The following is a 20,810-nucleotide window of genomic DNA, read 5'->3' on the forward strand; positions in this document are numbered from 1 at the left end:
GGAGAAAAAGTTCCCCATTAACCGCCATCCTGGGGAGAACGGAGGATAAAAGTGGAGGACGAATTCAAAGTGACGACACAGGAGGTCACCACGCAGCAATTTAGAGTGTTTATCATAAGCAGTGGACTGATGTTTTGTGCGATAATCAGCTTGAAAAAACAGGCGAATAGGTAACCTACGCCGAATTGAGAACGCGTCAGCCGAGGGCAAACCCGCGGCGAATGGCTCAAAATCCTGTCGACAATTTTAAAATTCCCGATCTAGCTTCTCCAAACCCGCTCCTATCAGCGGGAGGCTTTTATGTTGAATCTCCTCCCTAAAAACCGTTTTCTGGTCCCCTTCGCCGTGCTGATGCTCGTCACGTTCGGCTCGATTTCGCCGCTTTATTCACAAAGCATCGAGGACGAAATGATGATGGACCAACGCATGGGCAATGGTCACGGGATGCCCCCCCAAGCTGCCTCGGGGCCCGCCGCGATTTTTTCATCGATGAATCTAGCTCCGCTGATGATGCCATCGATTCCAGCGATGGAGGACAAGCGTCCTCCGCTGAAAAAACAGTGCGACGACGCGTTCTTGGAGGGGCGAACTGCCACCGCGTTAGAGTTGTTTTTTGGCCATCTGGTGATCGAGCCCGACAAAGCGAAAACGCTACTTGAAGGCGTCAAATACAGTGCGCTGTTGAAACGCCCTGTCTGGCAAGTTCGCTGGGGTGTTTCGCTGTTCGTACGTGGCGACGAAGGGGGCGATAAAGGAGCGATTACGGACAGTTCTGCCGAAGGCGGAAACCGGTCCGGTAGGAATGGGAACCGTGGTGAGTTTGCGCCCGGCGAGAGCGGGCCCGGCGAATTTGGACCAGCTGAATTTGGGGCCGACGCAATGGGCGGCGCCGGATTGCCAGGCGAACAACCCCGCGCTGCAGCCGATGCGGTCGTGGACCAAAACGCGGAGATGGAAATGCAGGATGCCCTCGGTTTGGTCGCCGAGCTGACCGCCGAACAATTCACGCAACGGTTTTCACGAGGTGACTTTGGGATCGCGCTCTCGGCGATCATTCCAGCGGAGCCAGAAATCGATGTCGCCGCAGCCGATTCCTCAAAACGGAACCGCCGTGACATGCGTGATGCGATGGGAGGTCAAGAGGCTGCCGGGATGCCGGATATCAGGGAACGCGAACGTATGATTCGCGAACAAATGGAAGCCGGTGGCATGCCCCCAGAAGCAATGATGATGGAAGCCGCTGGCGCCGCGTCTCAAATGGGCATCAACAAGGGTAACACCGTGGACGCCGTGGAGCCACTTGATGAGGCGCCGGTCATCGCCCCTGAACTTGAACCGTTTCCGATGTGGAAGCCGGGCATCGTTTATCTCGGCTTAGCCCCCTCGACCGAAACGATCAAACGGGCTCAGAAGCACGACATCGACTTCCTCTTGCATTTTGATGTAGTCTTGAAGCCAGGGCGTGACGAAACCATCCAGAACGTCTCGCGATGCCGTTTGATCAAAGTCTCTGATGGCAAAACACTCGGGCTTTCCAAACCCGCCGACAGCAATGAGGTGCAGCGTACCGAAGCGGTTCCCCGAGATTATGTCAGTGAACAAATCTCAAATCTGTTCGCCATCATTGATCGACAATTGGCATTGACGGACATGCCAAAGTTGTCCCCTGAGATTGCGAAACGCCGAGTGGCATCGATGTTCTCAGGCTCAAGAGCGGATCGCATGAAGGCGCTCGCTGAAATTCGACTCTACCAAGCTCAACAACTGATCAGTGACGAGGAAGCGGAAAAGGCTTTCTACATCGTGGGAGGCGGCGAGGCAATGAAACTGATGTATGGCACCCAAGAGGACAAAATCGCGACAGTTCACCAATGGGTGACCGAGGCGCTGACGCTTGAAGAATGATCCGCAAATAAGCCGGCTCAACACTTCGCTAGGAATGACTTGGTGCAATCCACGTTAGCCGAAGCGTGTTAGCCTGCGGAAAGTGCTAAGCCCTGCGGCGGATGTTGCGAAAAGGGCCCTTCCGCCGCACGGTTTGCGTGACGGTTTCACGTCAAGCAAACCGTGCGGCGGAGGTAGGAAGGAATCACTCGCTACGATTTCCGCGATCCCTCGCGTTCGCAGCTCCCATGTGCGGCGTCGACAATCTGTCTGGGGCTTCAAACCCGTCGACAAAATCACATTGCCACCGGCATCAGCACGTCAGCCGCTGCCGTGAGACGAACGTTTTTGCAGCGTGACAATTGGAATTGTCGAGGTGCTTCGCGGCACAGGCACAAGCCCAAGAATCGATAGCTGCCCATGAACCGAATCGGGCTCACGATTCGGTGCGTTTGGTTGCCCTCGGCATCGACGTAATCCATTTCGATGACGTAGTTGTCGCAGTCGTGCATTGCGCGTCGAAGAATCGTATTCATAGGAACCTCGAAAGATGCGTGGAAGTGGTGTGGATGACTACACGTACTATTCACGATGCCTGTGACACGTCAGGTCACGCCCTGAAAAAAATTTTCCTGGTTCTGCGAAACCCAATGAAAAGCAGCCTTTTTGCGGGGACAAAGGGCGTGAAGAGGTCCAGCTTTGAAGCTTGTTCGAGATGAGCCCCCGTTAGAATGAGGGGGCTAGGCGTTTTGATCGCGGGAGCGATCAACGACATTGCTTATCCGATCGCTGGCAACCACTGCAGCAGCGATTGCAACCACTCGGACCATTCGAGTGCCCACGTCATTTCTTGGCTGCGAGCGACGATATAGAAAACGAACAACACATAGATTCCCAATAAGATGAACGCTTTGCCACGTCGCATCTCCACGTACTGGGTTCCCGCCTCGGTGACGCCACGTTTGCCCAGATAATAGACAAAGAACCCCACGATCGTCAGCACCAGCAACAACAACCGCAATTCACCACTTTGCGACACAATCTCCGGTGACATTTCGATCGGGCCATTCAGTGCCGTGAACAAAAACAAGGGGAACCCAAGGGCGAAGCAAATGTCAAAAATATTGCTCCCCAGCGCGTTGGCGACCGCGTCATCGTAGTCGCCATCCCTGGCGTCGCGAATCGACATCACCGTGTCGGGAACGCTCGTGGCCATCGATGCAAAGATCACCGCGACAAACATCGCGGGCATCCCGATCCCTTGCAATTCGTATCCGAAGAGCGTGTAAGCAGGGTGCTCGACACTGCCCGTCCCGAGCCATTCGCAAGCCTTCACCAACAACCAACACGCCCCGCCGATCACCGTCGTCGACGTGAGCAACAGCGGCCAACCATTCCAAGTTTCTTCGTCGATTTGTTGACGATGTTTTTCGCGAACAAAAACACGTTCCATGTCCATCAACGGCCCCAGCGACAGCCAATAAAACAGTTGGCTGAAGATGCCTCGTTCGGTCGCCGCTGCGTCGTCCGCGTCTTCAAGGTCCTCGCCCTGAGGTGCGTCATCGGATGCCGCGGAACGCTTCATCGACAGCAGCATGAAGGCCAGATAGGTTCCGTACAGCCCCATCAAGATCACCCCTTGCCACCAATGCAATTGCGAACCGTTGATCAACAAAATCAAGATGATTTCGCAAAAGATCAGCGACAAACCATCACGCAATAAGACTTTGGTGGACACGTTTACCGAGGTCACGCGTACGCCCAGGATGACCGCGCCGACGACCGACAAAATGCACGCGGCGGGGATGATCATGCCGTTGAACAGTGCACTGCCCGCGGTCGTCCCAATGCCCACCGAAAAACCGTCTCGATCCGACAACACAAACAACGCGATCAACGTCGTGAACAGCTCCGGGACGCTACTGGAGATGGCATTGATCGTCCCTCCGCGAACCCCTTCGGACAAATTGCGACCGATGTACTCCGACGCAATTTCAAAACTGTCACACGCTCGCCAAATCAACAGGCAAGTAAAGAAAATCAAAACCAGTGGAATCAAAATTCCCATCAAATACTCTTGTGCGAAGACAAAGTTCAAGCGGATCACGGCGTGTCAGTTTTGAAGCGGCGCCATTGCATTTTCATCTAGCAAATCATAACCCGACGCGTCAGCGAGGGACCGAATCAATATCGATATTCCCTCGCTGACGCGCCGGGTTATGAATACACGCAACTTCAATATGCGGGGCCGAGGCAATGTGATAAGGCTTGATCCGGTGCCCCGCAATCGGTCTCGCAAATATCGCAACCTAGTTTTGCTGCAACATCCCCATCAGCTCGAATGCCAGTGCATCGACGGCGTTGGTTGCGGTGTTGGCCAACAGGACCACGGCCGATTGAGTTTCGCGATCGATCAGGATGATGCTGTGATATCCCCCCGTTTGACCGTTGTGAATGCGAGTGGAACCGTCGCCCTGCAAATGCCACCCCAATCCCATCGAGGGCTCCCCGTTGGCGCCGACATAGTGTTTCTGCCACGCCAATTCGATCGCGGCGCCAACCTCGTTCTCCGGCACCGGCAAATGCATTTTTGCAAATCGCATCATGTCCGCAATCGAGCTGTGGATACCTCCGGCACCAGGCATATCGGCAAAACTCCAATTCGCAGTCGCGTTTTTCTCCGCATCATAGGGCGTCGCTAAACGCGTTTTCTGAGCCGAGCTCAACACGACGTCTGTGTCGTGCATCCCCAGCGGCTTCGTTAAACGCTGGTCCAACCCTTCGTCGTAACTCATCCCGACCTGGCGTCCGATCAAATGTCCGAGCACCCCGAAGGCAAGATTGGAATACTCGTATTACGTCCCTGGAGCACGCCGGAGCAAATGCGAATCCAGAAACCATAGGCCAGCGTCGAAGTGTAGTCGGCGTAGGGATTGTCCGTAGAAAGACTCGGCATGTTGTCGCCCAATCGTGGCAGCCCCGATCGATGCGTGGCAAGATCGAGCACCGTCATGGGGCGGTCTTGCCAATCCTGCATCGTTACGCCCGTGGGCAACAACTCGTTGACCTCATGGTCCAAACGGATTTCACCTCGATTGACCGCGTCGGCCAACAAGATCCCGGTAAACACTTTTGAAATCGAGCCGATCTCGTATAGCGTGTCATCATCGGGAGACGGCCCAATTTCGCTGGTGCGTCCTAAATGAACCGTCGCCGAATCGTCGGCGTGGATCACCGCGATCGACACCCCCACGATCGCCTCGGATTCGAGATAGGGACGAGCGAGCTCCTGCAGACGTTCATTTAGCGGTTCGGCGGAGGTGGCTGCCAACGAGCTGCAAACGAAAACGACCGCGGCAATAACGAGGCGACCCTATATTAAAAAAAAGAGGCGAGGCATGGGCTTTCAATCGTTCAAGAGGGGCAACACGAGTGCATTCTAAGCACATAGGCAGGCCTCTTTCCGTAAAATTAGCCGCATGCCGTTAGCCCGGATATTTCATCCGACCGAGCGAAAATGTCCTAACCGTTTGCTCAACAACGTGTTACGCATTTCGAATAATGTACGCAAACAAAATCGTAACCCGAAGCGTAAGCGAGGGACTTTGCGAAGGGTCCCTCGCTTACGCTTCGGGTTATGAAATATCTGAGCTAACGCCCTTCGGCTGAGGTGGATTACTCCGAATCATTTCGGCTTAGGTGTTCTTATGCTTTCTCAGGATTAAAATTAAGGTTCAATCGTAGTGGACGAGGCGACGAGTCCTTCTAGTTGGCCGTGTGAGCAGGACTCGTCGCCTCGTCCACTACGCAAGAACCAAAGACTGACAAAGCACTTGGTATCGATGAGTGGCGACAAGTCTCGCCCGAGCTGGATTGCAAATTACGGGGCAAATGGATCGTCATTTACCTTTCCTTGCCTGGACGGGGGCGAGTGAAACGGATCCACGCCACCGGAGCCTCCTCCGAACGGATCGAAGGGCCCCTTCGCAAAAGGATCTTGAGCGGGAGAAGTTGGCAAAATTTGCTCCTGACGCATGAGCTGGGTGAGCATTTCTTTGGCCACTTCGATTCGCTGGTCCATCTCCTGGATCTGTTTGGCGAGCATCAGAATACGACGTCTTCGTTCCTTGTCAGCTTCACTGGCATTGGCACTCGCAACTCGGTGAACGCCCGGATCGGCAAACGGATCGTCGCTAACCGACTGACTCACACGCTCCTGCGGCGTGGTCGGCAAGACGAACGTGTTCGATGACGAGGAGACGGACGAACCGATTTTTGCCGTCACTTTTCGCATCAGGATTCCCGCCGTCGTCGAACTGATGTTTTCAATGCGAACCAGGTCAATCAGGATCGGTCGACGAAAATCGGTGCCACGCTCCAGTTTTGACTTCGGCACTGTCCACGCTTGATATTTGCCTGGCACCAATCCGGTGGCGAGGTACGTTCCATTCGCTGACCGATGGGCGACGATTCCCAGCGGCCGATAATCCGATCGCTGAGCGCGTGTCGAATCGGCCAAGCGGACGTAGTCATCGCTATCCACCGTATTTGGCGTGTTGGCTGCATCATCGCTTCGCGTCAGTACAACCAATTGTTCGTCACTGGACCAATCCGGCATCGCCGCTTCGGTCAAATCTCCCTGAATTTCGAGATCGAGCGTTCCGTCGGCCACCAACGCGATGGGAAGATTATTAGCGGTGTTGGTTGTCGGACGCGCTCTCGCCACGACAATGCGGCTTGGGCCGCCCGTTAACGACAACTGGTTCAACAGCTTCGCATTATGCTGCACTTCCTCGAAGCGCTCTTTCGGGACCAACGTCACGCGAACTTCGCCGGGCGGTACCGTCAGCGAGGCAATGAGAAAACCGTTTGCGTCCTCCTTTTCAGGCGCCGTCAGCGGAGCGACTTGCCAATAGGAAACATACGAATTGAATCGCCAATCGGATGTGCCTGGGCCCGTTTCATCTCCGACAGGACCTCCAGCCGCAAAACCTCCTTGCCCACCTTTCGAGGTAATTGCCCTCTTGAAAGCAAACTGTGGATAGACAAACCCATTGGTCCAGAGTGCCAACACGACGTAACGATCCGCTGTATAGTGTCCGGGCACGGAAAAGGTTAGCTTCGCCGGTTCACGCAGCTGGATTTTCTTGCCCACGCTGGTGCTCGGAGGTACAAAGGCAAATTCGTTTTTCGGGTTGGTGGCGAAGAAGACTCCAAGTGCCCTTGGACTTGAATACAAGATATTTGTGGGGTTTTCGCTAGGATTCCCTACTTCGTTGGAGCCCGAGTCCATTCCCATCATCATGCCCATGCCGCTCATCGATGGCGGAGGTTCGACCTGAATGCCGTCTCCCTCATCCATCAGTCGCACATAACCCAGAACCGATCGGTGGACCGGTTCGGCGTTCATCGAAATGACAGCCTTGCCATCGGGCAAAAACACAAGTTCTCCTGCGTTGAATCGATGGACGATCGTATCGGGAGCAAACTTTCCATCGGGACCGACAACATGAATCCTCGTTGTCGGTTCTTGCGAAAATAAAGGCGATCCCCAACTCGAGACCATCACGAGAAATGTCAAGATTCCGATTACCTTGGCGAGCTTAGTCTTCATCGTTTTTCTCGTCGGTTGGGGGAAGTGTGTTTTCATCTCGTAAGCGATCCAGTTCATCGATCAGCGCAGTCATCTCCAGATCAATTTGCTGCACCGTGGCTTCGAGCCGATCGATTTCCGGATCGTCAACGCCACGTATCGGCGTTGCGGGAACGGTTGAAGGACCTGTGCTAGGGATTGGCGTGATCGTCTCGAAGAAGGACAGGGCGTCCATGTTCGCCTGCCGTGGACGCGCTGAAATCGAGTTTTGCGGACTCGTAGCCGGGAAGGCTTTGCTAGATCCAACCGAAGAGTCGACCAGACCGTTTCCGTTTGCGGACTGCGGAGCGATCGCTCGCGGCGAGAAATTGTCATCGGCCGGCCATTGGGGGAAGCCATTAAGACTGACCGAGATCACGATCATCATCAATAGCACGCCAACAAGCCACGGCAGCCATCGGCGGCGATGTTGTAAACGGGGTGGCAATTGACACCTCACGGGATCGAGTAAATGCTGTTCACACGCACGCAGGATCGTTTCACATTCGGCTGCCGTTTCCGGACGATCCTCGGGATCCAGCGCATGCAGCCAATCGACCAAGCGACACACCCAGGAGGGAAGATCGAGACCGGCTTGAGCCAGTTTTGGCATCTCGCCGCGAGCGATCGCGGCGACAATCGTATGCGTCGGCAATCCTTGCAGCGGAGGTCCGCCGGTCAGCATCGACCACAACACGGTACCAAGCGAATACAGGTCGCTTTGCGGACCGGCCTCGTCACCGCGAGCTTGTTCGGGCGACAAGAAACCAGGCGTCCCGACGATCACGCCGGTGTGGGTCATTGAGACGTCGTCTTGAATTTTGGCGATCCCGAAGTCGGTCAGCACCGCCTGTTCGGTTCCCTTCCCCAACAAAATATTCGCTGGCTTCACGTCGCGATGGATCACGCCATGTTGATGAGCGGCGGCCAGCGCCGAGGCGGTTTGTCTCGCGATCCGGATTGCATCCAAAACATCGAGCTTGCCATGCCTCTCTAAACGCGACATCAGTGATGGCCCCGGCAAATAGGGCATGACCAAATACGGGATCCCTTGCCAACGATCGACCTGGTAAATCTCGATGATATTGGGATGACGAATGGTGGCGGCCGAGCGGGCTTCGCGTTCGATCCGCTCCAATGCCGACGGCAATTCCAGCAGATGAGCGGCAGGCAGTTTCAAGGCAACGATACGATCGATGTCGATGTCACGTGCCTTCAGCACGATTCCCATTCCGCCACTGCCCACGATGCCGCAGATCTCAAATCGTCCGATCCGCCCAAGCGAATGAGGGTCATCGCTAGGCGACAAAATGGCACGCAGCACCGGCGATAGCTGCACCGACACCTCCAATTCCTCGCTCGTCGGTGCGTCCAAGTAATCGTCGCTCAAACTGCTGGACGATGTTTTCCAAAACGCCTCGTCCGCCGCGATTTGGTCGAGTCGGGCTGCGCAAAATTGGCAATGATCGAGATGTTGTTCCATCCGCGGGTCAGGCTCGCCAGCCAACAGCGACTGAAAATCGACCTCGGCTAAACAAACGTCGGCATTGGGTTTCATGATCGATCCTCCGCGGCCTCAATCTGCCGAACTTCCTCACGTAATCGCCGCACAATCCGGCTGCGGATGGCGTAGATCGCACCGCGTGACTTGCCGAGCCGTTGGGCAACCCGGTCAATCGATTCGCCCTCGACATGCGAGGACCAAAACGCGTCCCAACTCGGTTCATCGAAATCACTTCGAATGGCGTCGGCTGCGAGTCGGATCAGAATTCGCTGGCGATCGTTTTCCCAATCGCTGCGAGCATCCTCGGTCGCAGCCGGTCGCGACTCGAGTGTAATCTGATGCGTGGTGCCGCCGATGCCCCGATGGGATAGATCGCGACAGACGACATTGACGAGCGAATTTCGCGAGACGCGGTTCAGCCAAGCTGCAAAACGCTGGGGCGGTCTTTCGCAGGATCGTTCCTCGCCCGGAGCACGATTCCATCGGCTGGCCACTCGCGCGACGCGGCGGATCACGTCCGACACCACTTCCTCGGCCCCATGATGATCGAGCCCGCGTCGACGAGCGAATCGATAGATCAACGGTCGATACAACGCATCAAACCGGTGCCAAGCGGCGTCGTTCGCCGGATCGCTGAGGTCCGAGATCAGCAGCGGATTGGGGGTCGGCCAAGGCGTCATGGTAAAACAGATTCGCCTCAAAAAATGCAAAGAAATGATGCGTCGAAGTGGTAACGGCTAACCGTATAACCCTTGTCGTACGCCCGATCTGACGCCAGATGTGAAATTAAATCGAATTTTCCTGCCTGCTCTCGTTCTTATCTCCTCTCGATCATCGCCTCTCGATTGCGAAGCAAAAGATTGCGATCAATGTTGGCATCGCTCATAATTCCAACCTGTTCCCCACGTTCGCATTCTCGATGAGAGATAGGGTAGCGTCGACAGACGCCGTTCAAGAAATCATGAATACTCAAGACTATCAATCTTATCGCGGCCTGCCTTCGCTGGCGGGTTTGAGCTCAATCGAGCGGGCCATCGAATGCGATTGGAGTGTGGACGAAAGTGCGAGACGCTGGAAACGACTTCATTTTGTGCTCAAACGGCTCTATGAAACGCTGACCGCCAAGATCACGTCCGAGCCGATCTACGAACTCAAGACGCTGTTCAGCCATCATGCCTACCTGTGCAGCGAACAAGTCAGCATGATTCGTCGCCGCGTTAGTGAGATGCGAGAACCACCGCTCGGGCTCGACAAAATCCCTCATCCGGGACTCCAGCGTTTGCTGGACGAGATCGCCTCGGCGCCCACGACGAATGAGTTTCTCGTCGGGGTTTATGAAGTGGTATTCCCGGCGATCATCCAGGCCTGTGAAAGAATCAAAGCCGACGCGCACCCACTGGCCGACGCGCCTTCGGTACGGATCGCCAAGCTAATGGAGTTTGAACTGAGCGAAGTTCGCTCCGTAGGCGAAGACGCGATCGCTTGCCTGGTGGACCAAACCCAACGCGATTCAATGCAACCCTGGATCGACTGTCTGATTCAATGTCTCTGCTCGGCCGCGGGGCTCGATGGCGCCGACACCGCTAGCAGCTCCGTTCCAGAGCCTTGGCACAGCTTGGTGCCGCCGGTTTACCAGGGCGAACCCCAGCGGGACGAGCGATTTCAAGACTCGTTCAACGCCGGAGTCAATCCCGAAGCGTTTCTTTATGATCCGCGTTTTTCAGCTCGCGATAAGACGTTGATGATGTATTACAAACGCATCCGCGAATTAGATGTTCCCGAGATGATGGCCAGCATCTTGGTCGAGCTTGGCGACGATGAACCATGGGATTTTCATGCGGAGATGTCGCGACAACTTTGGGACGAAGCACGGCATGCGATGATGGGCGAAGTCGGGTTCGTTGCTCAAGGCATCGATTGGACAAAAATCCCGATCAACTTTACTTGGTCACGCAATTTGAATACCCAACTCAATGCGCGTGAACGCCATGGCGTTTTGTTCTTCATCGAACAAGGGCTGATGCCCAAAACGGGAAAACGATACGAATGGGAAGTCGGTATGGAAAGCGGCGACCCGTTGTCAGGATTGTTTCAAGATTTCGATTGGGCCGACGAAGTGCTGCACGCTCAAATCGGTCGTCGTTGGTACGTGCCGAAGTTCGCCTCGCTCAATGAGGCACTCGATTATGGCGACAAGTGTTGGTCTAAAGTGCTCAGCCATTGGCGTGCCTACCAAGAGCAAGGCTTGACGGAACATCGAAATTGGTGGCCTGAGGTTTATCAAACGGCCTGTGCAAATTGGGGCGTCACTCCCGATCCCGAAGCGTTGGCGTTCGACACAACGTACGAAGAGAGCCGCGCCGACTTACGCGAGCTCAAATAGTGGATTTGGCTTAGTCGTAGTTGCGCGTCTTTAAAGGAAACGCAAAACCGGAAACCACCGTCCCTCGGTGAGGAGCGTGAGAAACGAGTGGGGAGGGACGAGCAAGTAAGCCGCAACCGGCGGTTGCGTCCGCCCGCGTCTTTCACATCGCACCGCAGGCCCTCCCCGAAAATCTCGCTGAAGGCTCAATTTTCGCCCCTCCCAGCCGGTGCGGGAAGGGTGCTGCACGTTGTTGCTACCAATCGCTTTACCCACGGCATGACCTTGAGAAAGTCAAGCAGAGCGGAGTGCTAAGGACGGGCTTGAAACCAATCCCAGGTTAGCTGAAGAGGGCTAAACGTTGAACGCGATTGTTGTTGCTATCGAGCACGTGCACCCGGTCTTTCGAGTCGACCACGATCCCCCAGGGGTCGTACAACTGCCCCGGCTGGAACCCCGGGCCGCCCCAGCTGGCAATCCATTTTCCGTCGGGCTCTAAACGCTGCAGCCGTTGGTTACCAAATTCACACACGACGAGCGTCCCATCGCTGGCGAATGCCAAGTCATAGGGGTAATAGAACTCGCCGGGGGCGTTTCCTTCGCGACCGATCACCTTGATCAATCTCGGCTTCTCTTCGCGAATATCGAAACATTGGATGCGATGGTTACACGAATCGGCGACCCACAACACTTGCTCGTGAACGACCAGACTTTGTGGGCGGACGAATTGGCCATGTTGATCTCCGGTCCCGCCCCACTGAGTTAAAAAATTGCGATTGGGATCAAATTTCTGAATACGATCCGAATCTCCATACTCGCCGATATAGAAACAACCTTGCTCGTCGCACACCGCATCGGTCACGAACGCGAACTCGCCGGGGGCATGACCCGAGGTGCCGCCCAGTTGTTTCTCGACACGCAGTTCTCCCTCCAACGTATAGGTTAGCGTGCGATAGTAATGAGTATCGGCGACAAGCAAATTCGATGTCGCGTCTGGCCCCGCCGAGGCTTGAATCGCGAGTCCTGTGGGACGACCGTTCTCCGTTTCAGGCGTTTTCCAACCGCGTCGATAGTTACCGTCAACGTCAAAGACTTGAATCCGTCCGGTGGTGTCGACGACAAATAATTCGTCATCCGGAGAAATTGTGATCGCGCGTGGCTTGATGAATCGCCCCTCGCTAAATCCCCGCCGCCCCCAAACCAGTTGCGTACTCGATTGAGAGGAACTCGAAACGCAGCCCGAAAACATGGCGGCGCCCGACGCAAGCGAAGACAACAACATCGCGCGACGAGAGGTTGGGGTAAACGACACGATGGAGTTTTGATTCAGTGTTCGGCGGTTCAGTAGGGCGGCGGTATCGCAGACAATCTTGCTCAATCGGACTTGCTCAAGCGGGTTCTCTTGAACGAGGCGTGAGTTTCTCTGGTTCGACTGGCTAGTTTGTCACTTACGATAGTTTACCATTACAGGCAACCGTCATTGCGACTTTTGCAGGGGCGTGGTCGACTTGTGAAGACATTTTAGTCCCCCGTACAATCACGTCATTACGATCACTCTCGGACATTCAGACAATCATTTGTGGGATCGCGCCCCTTCGGGTCGTGCTTCGCTTTGGATCGCCCGTACAATTGTGAATATTCCCCCTGCTTCGAAATTGCCCGCGTTCCTTTTGATTTTTAGCAATGCTTAAAATTCTCGACCTGAAAACCGCAGAAGATTCACGTGATATCGTGCATCGGACGGTTCAGGCATTGGTCGAAGGACAAGTGGTGGGGGTTCCCACCGAAACGACCTACTCGCTGGCCGCATTGGCCTTGAGTACCACCGGTGTCGAACAGCTCAAGACGCTCACCCGAGGGGCACTACAGCCGTCCCAGGATGGCAACCGGCTCGAAACGGACCGCCATTGGATGGAATTATCGATCCGCAGCCGCGAAGCGGCTGGCGATTTCGTCGGCGCCGCTTCGAATACGGTGCGGCGTCTCTTGCGACGGTGTTGTCCGGGGCCGTTGACGGTGATGGTGCAGTGCCCCGAGCCCTTTTCGGCACTTTCTCAGCTGTCCGCTGGAGTGCGTGAACAGGTTACCGACGACAAAGGTCACGTTGGTTTTCGGGTCGTCGACCACTTCGTTTTGGATCAAATACACCGTTATTTGTCGGGGCCGCTGCTGCTCGCGAGTTTCCAGCCGAGCGAGGGGACGCCGGTAGCCACCGTCGCAGCTCGAGTGGCGGAAATGTACGGCGATGATTTGCCACTGCTGCTCGACGACGGCCCAACTCGTTATGGTGGTGTAACGACGGTTGTCCGAGTCAGTGGCAATCGATGGCAGTTGCTTCGCGAGGGCGTGATCGAACGTGCAGCTATGAATCAATTTGTAAAACCTGTGATTGCGGTGGTGTGTACCGGAAACACCTGCCGCAGCCCGATGGCTGAGACACTTTTACGTGAACAGCTGAACAAACGCACCGGTTGCGACGACGCGGTGCGAGTCATCTCGGCGGGCGTTGCAGCTTCCAACGGAGCGGGCGCGAGCCCCCAAGCGGTTGCCGTGATGGGCTCACGCGGACTCGATTTAACCGGGCACAGCAGCCGACCGCTGGACGAATCGGTCGTCAATGTCGCGGATTTGATCCTGACGATGACCCGTGGGCACCGCGCTGCGATTCTGGCCGCTTGGCCGGACATGCATGAGCGTGTCTTTACGCTCCGACGCGATGGCGGCGATATTTCCGACCCTGTCGGGTTGGCGGTCGAGGTCTACGAGGCCTGTGCCGACCAAATTAATGATGAACTAGGTAAATGGCTCGATTCGCTTGGTGAAGATTTCTTCCCGAGCGAGACTCCCAGCCAAGATGAATAGGGTGACAAAATGCTGAAAATTTGCTTAGCAAGCGATCACCGTGGCGTTCATATCAAAGCCAAATTGCTGCAATCACTCGCCGCCGCCGGATTCACGGTCAGCGACGAAGGAACGAACAGCGATACCGCCTGTGATTACCCCGATTTAGCAAGCCAAGTGGCGCGTAAAGTGAGCCACCGCGAAGCCGACCGAGGAATCTTGATCTGTGGTACAGGCATTGGCATGGCGATTACGGCGAACAAATTCGCCGGCGTTCGCGCCGCGTCCTGTTACGACGAAGTCCTGATCGAAATGAGTCGGCGACACAACGATGTCAACGTGCTCTGTTTGCCCGGTGACATGATCGGCGAACGACCGATCGACGACTTGGTCCTGCTCTGGCTGCGCACCGAATTCGACGGTGGCCGACACGGTAAACGCGTGCAAAAAATCTGCTCGATCGAACAGGCCAACCTGCGCTGCGACGCCGCGACGACACCCGCCCCCGGTCCGGAGGGACCGCAGCGTCAATGATGTCAACCAATTGGTCTAACCTGATTGGCCACAAACAAATTGAAAACTGGTTTGCGACCGCGATCCGGAAAGGACATCTGACGGGCAGCTTTCTGTTTGTTGGACAACCCGGTGTCGGCAAGCGAACCACCGCAAATCTGTTGGCGCGAACCTTGTTGTGCGAGCGCAACGCCCCCGAAGACATGAATCCCTGTGGCGTTTGTGAAGGCTGTGTTCAAGTCGCCGCCGGCACCCACCCCGATGTCACCCGCGTTAGCAAACCGAACGACAAATCGTTCATCCCATTGGAATTGCTAATCGGGCCGCCGGATTCACGCATGCAAGAAGGTTTTTGTCGCGATGTGCGACTCAAACCAATGCGGGGTCGCCGTCGTGTCGCCATGATCGAAGACGCCGACTTTCTCAACGAAGAAGGGGCCAATTGTTTGCTGAAAACGCTCGAAGAACCGAGCTCGAATGCCGTCATTCTATTGATTGGGACCAGCGAACAACGCCAATTGCCCACCATCCGTTCGCGCTGCCGTGTGATTCGGTTCCAATCTCCCTCGTCCGAGAACGCCCAACGATTGATGCGAGAGGTTCACTCGATCGAAGCGACCGATCAACAGATTGCTGAAGCCGTTGAAGTTTCCGGAGGCGACATGCACGTGGCCGTTCGCTTGCTCAGCGGAGAAGCGGACAAGCTTCGCGATGCGCTGCGGTCCCAGTTTGGTTCCCGTACCCCGGATCCGGTAGCCTTGTGCCGGATGATCAATGCCCATGTCGAACAAGCGGGCAAAGAAGCCGCAAAGCGACGCGCCGCAATGCGGGATGTGTTTTCGTTTGCAGTCCAGCATTACCGCCAACAACTTAGGCAAGGCTTGGGCGACCGCTTGGTCACACAGCATTCACTAAATCGACTGGACCGCTCGATTCGCGCGTTGCGAGAAGTGGACCGCAGTGCGAATCAAAGCACCTTGATCGAATGCTACTCCGCCGACATCGCTGCGGCGACCACCGGCGACCGTGGTGAAATCGGGTAGCTGACACTCAAACACTAGCGATCGATTGGATCCAAGCTTGCCTGATCTAAGGCAGGTTGCTGGAGAAACACATTTTTTGCCAGCGGAAACTGGTGCGATCGACTTTCCATAAAATGCATCTGGTAGCCCGCGGTATTGGGGAACACGATCAAGTCGCCTCGTGCGACTCCGTGTGGAAAATGAAACCGCCGCAGCGATAGGTACTCAGACTCGGTGCAGTAAGCTCCGACGAAAAAGCCGTCAACGGATTGCAACCTGCTCGTGCTTCGAACTCCGGCACAGGTTAGCAGAATCGGATCAACCAAGAATTCATCATCGGTGGTGCGGCACTGAGTCCGATTCATCGACAACCCGATCAACGCGTAACCACTTGGATGTTTTTTGCAGAACTCGACGCGAGCAACGGTCATGCCGCAGCCATCCAACAAACTGCGCCCGGGTTCACAACGAAGCTGCAACCCTCGGCGACGGATCGCATCCGCAACCGAACTCTCGGCGGCAATGATCGGATCGAGTTGGTGATCCAACAATTGCGAAAACCAATCTGCCGAAACAGGGGCTTGGTACATCGGGTAACTATTCAACTTGCCAAAAACGTTGCCACCGCCAGCGATTCGCCCCAATCCATGACGGTCCAGCGTGATCGCTTCACGCAGCCCCAGCAGCGAACGTTCATGCTCTTGATGAAAGACTGTCCACTGATCTTGCGATTGCAAATACCGCACGGGAATCCCGCCACCCATGTCAATGAATTTGATTTGCTGACCACGCCGATTGAGCTCATCCACCCATGGCAACACTTGCTCAATCGCTGTAACACGTTGGGCGATGGAACTGCCGTCGAGATGAAAATGAAGGCCAACCACCGCAAGCGACGGATCGGCTAAAAGTCCGAATCCGGAACCGACAACGCTTGCGAAGTCATCAACATCGATGCCAAATCGCGAGGACAACTTTTGACCGCGATGTTGAAACCCACTCATTCGGATCGCAATTTTCGCGGCGTGTGCCGAACGACTCGCGACGCTTTGAATCGCCAACAGTTCATCTGTATTATCAATCACGATCGTTACACCGTGATCAACACATTGCTGCAACAGAGCCACCGGTTTGACCGCGGCGGTGCAAATAATTTTTGCGGGCTCGATACCTCGCTCAAGCGTTTGCTGGAGCTCGATGCCGCTGGCAACATCAATTGCGATACCGAGTCGCTTCGCGACATCAATCCAGCGGAGGCATTTGTTTGCCTTGCGTGCGAAATGGATTTGCAAATCGAGATTTCGATCGCCCGCAACGGCCGCCAACGCACGCACATTGGCTTCCAGCGGAGCCTCGCACAAGACGTTCAGAGGCGATTCAAATTGCTCGACCCATTGGTGGATCGATGGCTGGCATAAAACGTCCACCATCCACGATGCCAAAACGCCATCGAGGGGCACCGCTCCGCGACAACCGCTGCGAAGCCACTGCACCGGCCGATCGTGTTGACCGAACTGCGAGTCGTTGGCAAGCGGTTCGGTGCGAGGAAGCGGCGCGGACAAGTGGTTGGCGTTTCCGAAGGGAATGAGCGGCCCATGGGGTACAGATTTAAACGAAATGCAAATTTGCCATCGTGAACCATCAGAGACCCGGCAATGCGTGAGCCCCGGCCGCTCACGCACGAGCGGCTCATCAAATTCAACAGACGCCTAACGCAGGCCGCAGGCTTTTTGTGCACGCGACAGGACGGTGGCGGCGACTTCACGAGCCCGTGCTGCTCCGTCGCGAAGGGTTTCGTGGACGTAATCCAAATTTGCTTCGAGTTCTTCGCGACGTGCCCGCGCCTCGGCAAAGTAGTTTTCACTTGCTTCGGCAACCGCCTTCTTGACGTCGCCGTAACCGAACCCGCCTCGTCGATACATCGCTGCCATGGTTTCGACATCCTCGGGCGATGAGAACAATCGATACAGCTGGAACAGATGATCGCCCTCGGGCTCTTTGGGTTCTTCCATCGCCCGGCTGTCGGTGGTGATTCGCATGATCTGTTTGCGAATTTGTTTGACGTTACCAAATAACGGCAGCGTGTTGTTGTAACTCTTACTCATCTTTTCGCCATCGGTTCCAGGAACCTTGGCGCTATGATCGAGCGTTTTTGCCTTGGGCAACTTGAAGGTTTCGCCAAAGGTGTGGTTGAAACTACCAGCCAGATCACGGGCCACTTCGATGTGTTGGATTTGATCCTGGCCGACGGGAACGACTTCGGAGTCATAGATCAAAATGTCCGCAGCCATCAACACGGGATAGGTGAATAGCCCCGCGTCCGCATTGAGTCCCTTTTCTTTTTTGTCTTTGTAGGCGTGGCACCGCTCGAGCAGCCCCATCGGCGTGCCCGTCATCAATAACCAAGTCAACTCGCTAACTTCTGGCACTTGAGACTGGACGAACAACGTCGCCTTTTTCGGGTCCAACCCGAGCGCCATCAGATCCAATGCCGCGTCGAGCGTGTACTGCTTGAGGGCATTCGCGTCACGCACGGTCGTTAAGGCGTGCATATCCGCGATGAAATAAAAGCCATCGTTGTCTTCTTGCAGGTCGATGTATTGATGAATCGCACCAAAAAAGTTGCCCCAGTGAGGTCGTCCGGTGGGTTGGATACCAGAGAGAACACGCATGCAAAAAACCTTCAAGAAAACTAAACGAGAGACGAAGCGACACACTGAATCCAAACCCAGTGAGCCGTCTTTATACGACGGACGCAAAGATCCGTCGCGAGGTGATCAAAGATTGCCAAAAAGTAGCCGAATCAGCAACGACCATTGAATCATCCGCATAGCCACCCTCGCCAGAGCGTGGATTCCACCGTCTGGCGACGGTCGTAACTACAAACGACGCGTTTTATTGTCTCGTCGCCCCCTAAGTCTGCGTCAGCTTGCCGCAGCCGATTCGGCTGCAGGCGACGTGGTGGACGCAATCGGAGCTTCGAGCACGCCGCGACAGCGTTGCCACATCAATAATCCTTCGAGCACCATCCAGGCTTGCAAACCTAGAATGCCGAATCCAAACAGAATTAATGTCCATTTCTGTTGGGGGACCCAGTTATAAACCAAGTCATACGTCATCGCCCACGCTGGCATGACCAACATGATCACCATCGGAATGGCGACGAAGGCAAACGGTTTGGAGCGTCGGGCGAGGTAGAAGACGGCAACCATCAGCGCCAATCCGGCCAGCAATTGATTGGTTGCTCCGAACAAAGGCCACAGCACCATTCCGCCCGTTCCCGGTTTGTCCCCCACCTCGAGTGCGATGACGGCGGCGACGGCAACCGCGATTCCCGTCGCAATGTATTTGTTGGTCATCGGTTTGACATGCACACTTTGGCCAAGTTCTTGCAAGACATAACGCTGCAATCGGGTCGCGGTATCAAGCGTGGTCGCGGCAAAACTAGCGACAAGCACCGCCATGATCGCAACGGCTAGTTTTAGCGGCAGTCCGATCGTGGCCAAAAAGTTCGCACCGCCGTCGATGAACGCGGCCAACTTCTGCGGCAACTTATGATCGGCCCAACCGCCCGGTGATCCATCGGCTTTTGTCGCGCGATAATACGTTTTCCAAGCGGCGTTGCCTGTGATTGCGGTACCATCGGCCGCCATTACGGTTGCATACTCGCCAATCCCGTTGACCTCGCTTCGCTCGACTCGCCCCATCCCCACTCCCGCACAACAAGCGAGGATTACCAACACCGCCAAACCGCCCTCGAGCAACATCGCTCCATAACCGACCGCTTGTGCATCCAATTCGCAATTGATTTGCTTGCTGGTCGTACCGCTGCTGACCAAGCAATGGAACCCGCTGCACGCGCCGCAAGCGATGGTGATGAACAGGAATGGCAAAATCGGTGGCGCATCGGCCGGCACATTCTCGGCCTTGGCGATCGCCGGTGCCGAGGCCACCAAGTCGGCTTTCCCCGAAATCGAAGCGACTCCCAACCCGACCACCAACAATACCAACGCGACATACAATTGGTGAGAGTTGATGTAGTCGCGTGGTTGCAACAACAACCAGACCGGCAACACCGACGCGGCGAAGGCATAGACCAGCAATATCAACGTCCACACGACCACCGGTGTGAAAAAGCCATCGGTGTTTGCGGGCAACGAGATCGGCAGATAATACGCACCGAAGTAAACGGCCCCATACAAGATCAACAACCCCAGCACGCTTGGCATCAGCAGCCCGCCTCCCTTTTTGTAAACCCAGATGCCGATCACGACGGCCACCGGCATGGCGATCCAGACGCTCAATACCGACTCGGGATAGATGGCGAAAATAATCGCGATCACCAAGCCAAAGACGGCTAAGACGACCGACAGCGCCAGCGCCAAGACCGCTAAGAAGAGCACCTTGGCCCGCGGTGTAATCAAACGTCCCGCCACTTCGCCAATCGTTTGCCCTTTATTGCGAAGCGATATCACGAGCGCCGCCATGTCGTGGACACCGCCGATCAAGATCGAACCGAAGATCACCCACATTAGAGCCGGCAACCACCCCCAAAACACCGCCAAGGCGGGTCCCACGATCGGTCCAGTCCCGGCAATGCTGGTAAAGTGATGCCCAAAAATGACCGAGCGACGCGTGGGTACGAAATCGACATCGTCACGCAATTCATGGCTGGGGACGACCGCGTCCGCCGTCAATTTGAACAATCGGCGTGACAACCAACGACCATAGGTGTTGTATGCCACAACAAAGCCGACGATCGAGGCCAAGGCAACAATCAATGTGCTCATGAAAAATAAACAAGATGGGAAAGGGAGGAAGAGGAAAGTACTGCCATCGCAGGCCGGGAGCGCGTCCGAATCACGCTTCGATGGCGCCGTGGCTGCATTCGATGGCGACGTGGCCGCATTCGATGGCGACGTGGCCGCAACGGATGAAATCACAGCGACTTCCGCATCCGCAGTGGCGACGATACAGTTTTACCGCCCGTAGTATAGGACGATTGAGACCCTATAATACCGTGCCCAACTCGCAAAATCTTTCCTTTAGTGC

The 20,810-nt window shown here is 55.5% G+C and carries 17 protein-coding genes; 6 read left to right on the forward strand and 11 right to left on the reverse strand.

Annotated features, from left to right (window positions below):
• Positions 1-300: 300 nt before the first annotated feature.
• Entirely contained in the window at positions 301-1,905 is a 1,605-nt protein-coding gene (locus Pla52o_RS17690) for a hypothetical protein (protein WP_146595937.1), read from the forward strand.
• A gap of 275 nt (positions 1,906-2,180) precedes the next feature.
• On the opposite strand, the gene Pla52o_RS17695 is transcribed toward Pla52o_RS17690, so the two are convergent.
• The 7 genes from Pla52o_RS17695 to Pla52o_RS17725 all read right to left on the reverse strand — a co-directional run bounded on the left by Pla52o_RS17695 (position 2,181) and on the right by Pla52o_RS17725 (position 9,700).
• A complete protein-coding gene (locus tag Pla52o_RS17695) occupies positions 2,181-2,420 on the reverse strand; it encodes a WYL domain-containing protein (protein ID WP_231612453.1) in 240 nt (79 codons plus the stop codon).
• Positions 2,421-2,662: 242 nt separating this feature from the next.
• Positions 2,663-3,952, reverse strand: a complete 1,290-nt coding sequence (locus Pla52o_RS17700) for a sodium:calcium antiporter (protein WP_146596052.1) — start codon at positions 3,950-3,952, stop codon at positions 2,663-2,665.
• Between the two features lie 241 nt (positions 3,953-4,193).
• Positions 4,194-4,679: a serine hydrolase domain-containing protein gene (locus Pla52o_RS27720; protein WP_261343356.1), complete on the reverse strand. Its 486-nt coding sequence runs from the start codon at positions 4,677-4,679 to the stop codon at positions 4,194-4,196.
• A 17-nt stretch (positions 4,680-4,696) separates the two neighbouring features.
• The gene (locus Pla52o_RS27725; protein WP_197169317.1) at positions 4,697-5,215 is read right to left on the reverse strand and encodes a serine hydrolase domain-containing protein; all 519 of its coding nucleotides are present in this window, start codon (positions 5,213-5,215) and stop codon (positions 4,697-4,699) included.
• Positions 5,216-5,764: 549 nt separating this feature from the next.
• A complete protein-coding gene (locus Pla52o_RS17715) occupies positions 5,765-7,498 on the reverse strand; it encodes a hypothetical protein (RefSeq protein ID WP_146595940.1) in 1,734 nt (577 codons plus the stop codon).
• Positions 7,488-9,074 (reverse strand): serine/threonine-protein kinase, encoded by a 1,587-nt coding sequence (locus tag Pla52o_RS17720; RefSeq protein WP_146595941.1) that lies wholly within the window; start codon positions 9,072-9,074, stop codon positions 7,488-7,490. The genes Pla52o_RS17715 and Pla52o_RS17720 overlap by 11 nt, the downstream gene beginning before the upstream one ends.
• Entirely contained in the window at positions 9,071-9,700 is a 630-nt protein-coding gene (locus Pla52o_RS17725; RefSeq protein ID WP_146595942.1) for a sigma-70 family RNA polymerase sigma factor, read from the reverse strand. Before Pla52o_RS17725 ends, Pla52o_RS17720 begins: the two co-directional genes overlap by 4 nt.
• Positions 9,701-9,981: 281 nt before the next feature.
• Here Pla52o_RS17725 and Pla52o_RS17730 point away from each other — a divergent pair, with 281 nt between their 5' ends.
• Positions 9,982-11,403: a hypothetical protein gene (locus tag Pla52o_RS17730; RefSeq protein ID WP_146595943.1), complete on the forward strand. Its 1,422-nt coding sequence runs from the start codon at positions 9,982-9,984 to the stop codon at positions 11,401-11,403.
• Between the two features lie 319 nt (positions 11,404-11,722).
• Here Pla52o_RS17730 and Pla52o_RS17735 read toward each other — a convergent pair whose 3' ends face one another.
• Positions 11,723-12,760 (reverse strand): NHL repeat-containing protein, encoded by a 1,038-nt coding sequence (locus tag Pla52o_RS17735; protein ID WP_231612454.1) that lies wholly within the window; start codon positions 12,758-12,760, stop codon positions 11,723-11,725.
• Positions 12,761-13,065: 305 nt separating this feature from the next.
• On the opposite strand from Pla52o_RS17735, the gene Pla52o_RS17740 reads away from it, so the two are divergent.
• From Pla52o_RS17740 to Pla52o_RS17750, 3 genes are read left to right on the forward strand one after another with little or no spacing between them, the layout of a single operon-like run.
• Positions 13,066-14,244 carry an arsenate reductase/protein-tyrosine-phosphatase family protein gene (locus tag Pla52o_RS17740; RefSeq protein ID WP_146595944.1) on the forward strand — a complete coding sequence of 393 codons (1,179 nt, stop codon included), beginning with the start codon at positions 13,066-13,068 and terminating at the stop codon, positions 14,242-14,244.
• Between the two features lie 9 nt (positions 14,245-14,253).
• The gene (gene rpiB / locus Pla52o_RS17745) at positions 14,254-14,757 is read left to right on the forward strand and encodes a ribose 5-phosphate isomerase B (RefSeq protein ID WP_146595945.1); all 504 of its coding nucleotides are present in this window, start codon (positions 14,254-14,256) and stop codon (positions 14,755-14,757) included.
• Positions 14,754-15,779: a DNA polymerase III subunit gene (locus Pla52o_RS17750; RefSeq protein ID WP_231612455.1), complete on the forward strand. Its 1,026-nt coding sequence runs from the start codon at positions 14,754-14,756 to the stop codon at positions 15,777-15,779. Before rpiB ends, Pla52o_RS17750 begins: the two co-directional genes overlap by 4 nt.
• Positions 15,780-15,793: 14 nt before the next feature.
• On the opposite strand, the gene Pla52o_RS17755 is transcribed toward Pla52o_RS17750, so the two are convergent.
• The 3 genes from Pla52o_RS17755 to Pla52o_RS17765 form a co-directional block, all read right to left on the reverse strand.
• Complete coding sequence (locus Pla52o_RS17755; protein WP_197169319.1) at positions 15,794-17,320, reverse strand: Y4yA family PLP-dependent enzyme; 1,527 nt, start codon at positions 17,318-17,320, stop codon at positions 15,794-15,796.
• Positions 17,321-17,467: 147 nt separating this feature from the next.
• The gene (gene trpS, locus Pla52o_RS17760; protein WP_146595946.1) at positions 17,468-18,430 is read right to left on the reverse strand and encodes a tryptophan--tRNA ligase; all 963 of its coding nucleotides are present in this window, start codon (positions 18,428-18,430) and stop codon (positions 17,468-17,470) included.
• Between the two features lie 252 nt (positions 18,431-18,682).
• Entirely contained in the window at positions 18,683-20,548 is a 1,866-nt protein-coding gene (locus Pla52o_RS17765; RefSeq protein WP_146595947.1) for a carbon starvation CstA family protein, read from the reverse strand.
• Between Pla52o_RS17765 and Pla52o_RS17770 the strand changes: the two genes are divergently transcribed.
• Complete coding sequence (locus tag Pla52o_RS17770; RefSeq protein WP_146595948.1) at positions 20,547-20,750, forward strand: hypothetical protein; 204 nt, start codon at positions 20,547-20,549, stop codon at positions 20,748-20,750. The genes Pla52o_RS17765 and Pla52o_RS17770 overlap by 2 nt on opposite strands.
• Positions 20,751-20,810: the final 60 nt, after the last annotated feature.

It is taken from the genome of Novipirellula galeiformis (assembly GCF_007860095.1).
Classification (GTDB): Bacteria; Planctomycetota; Planctomycetia; order Pirellulales; family Pirellulaceae; genus Novipirellula; species Novipirellula galeiformis.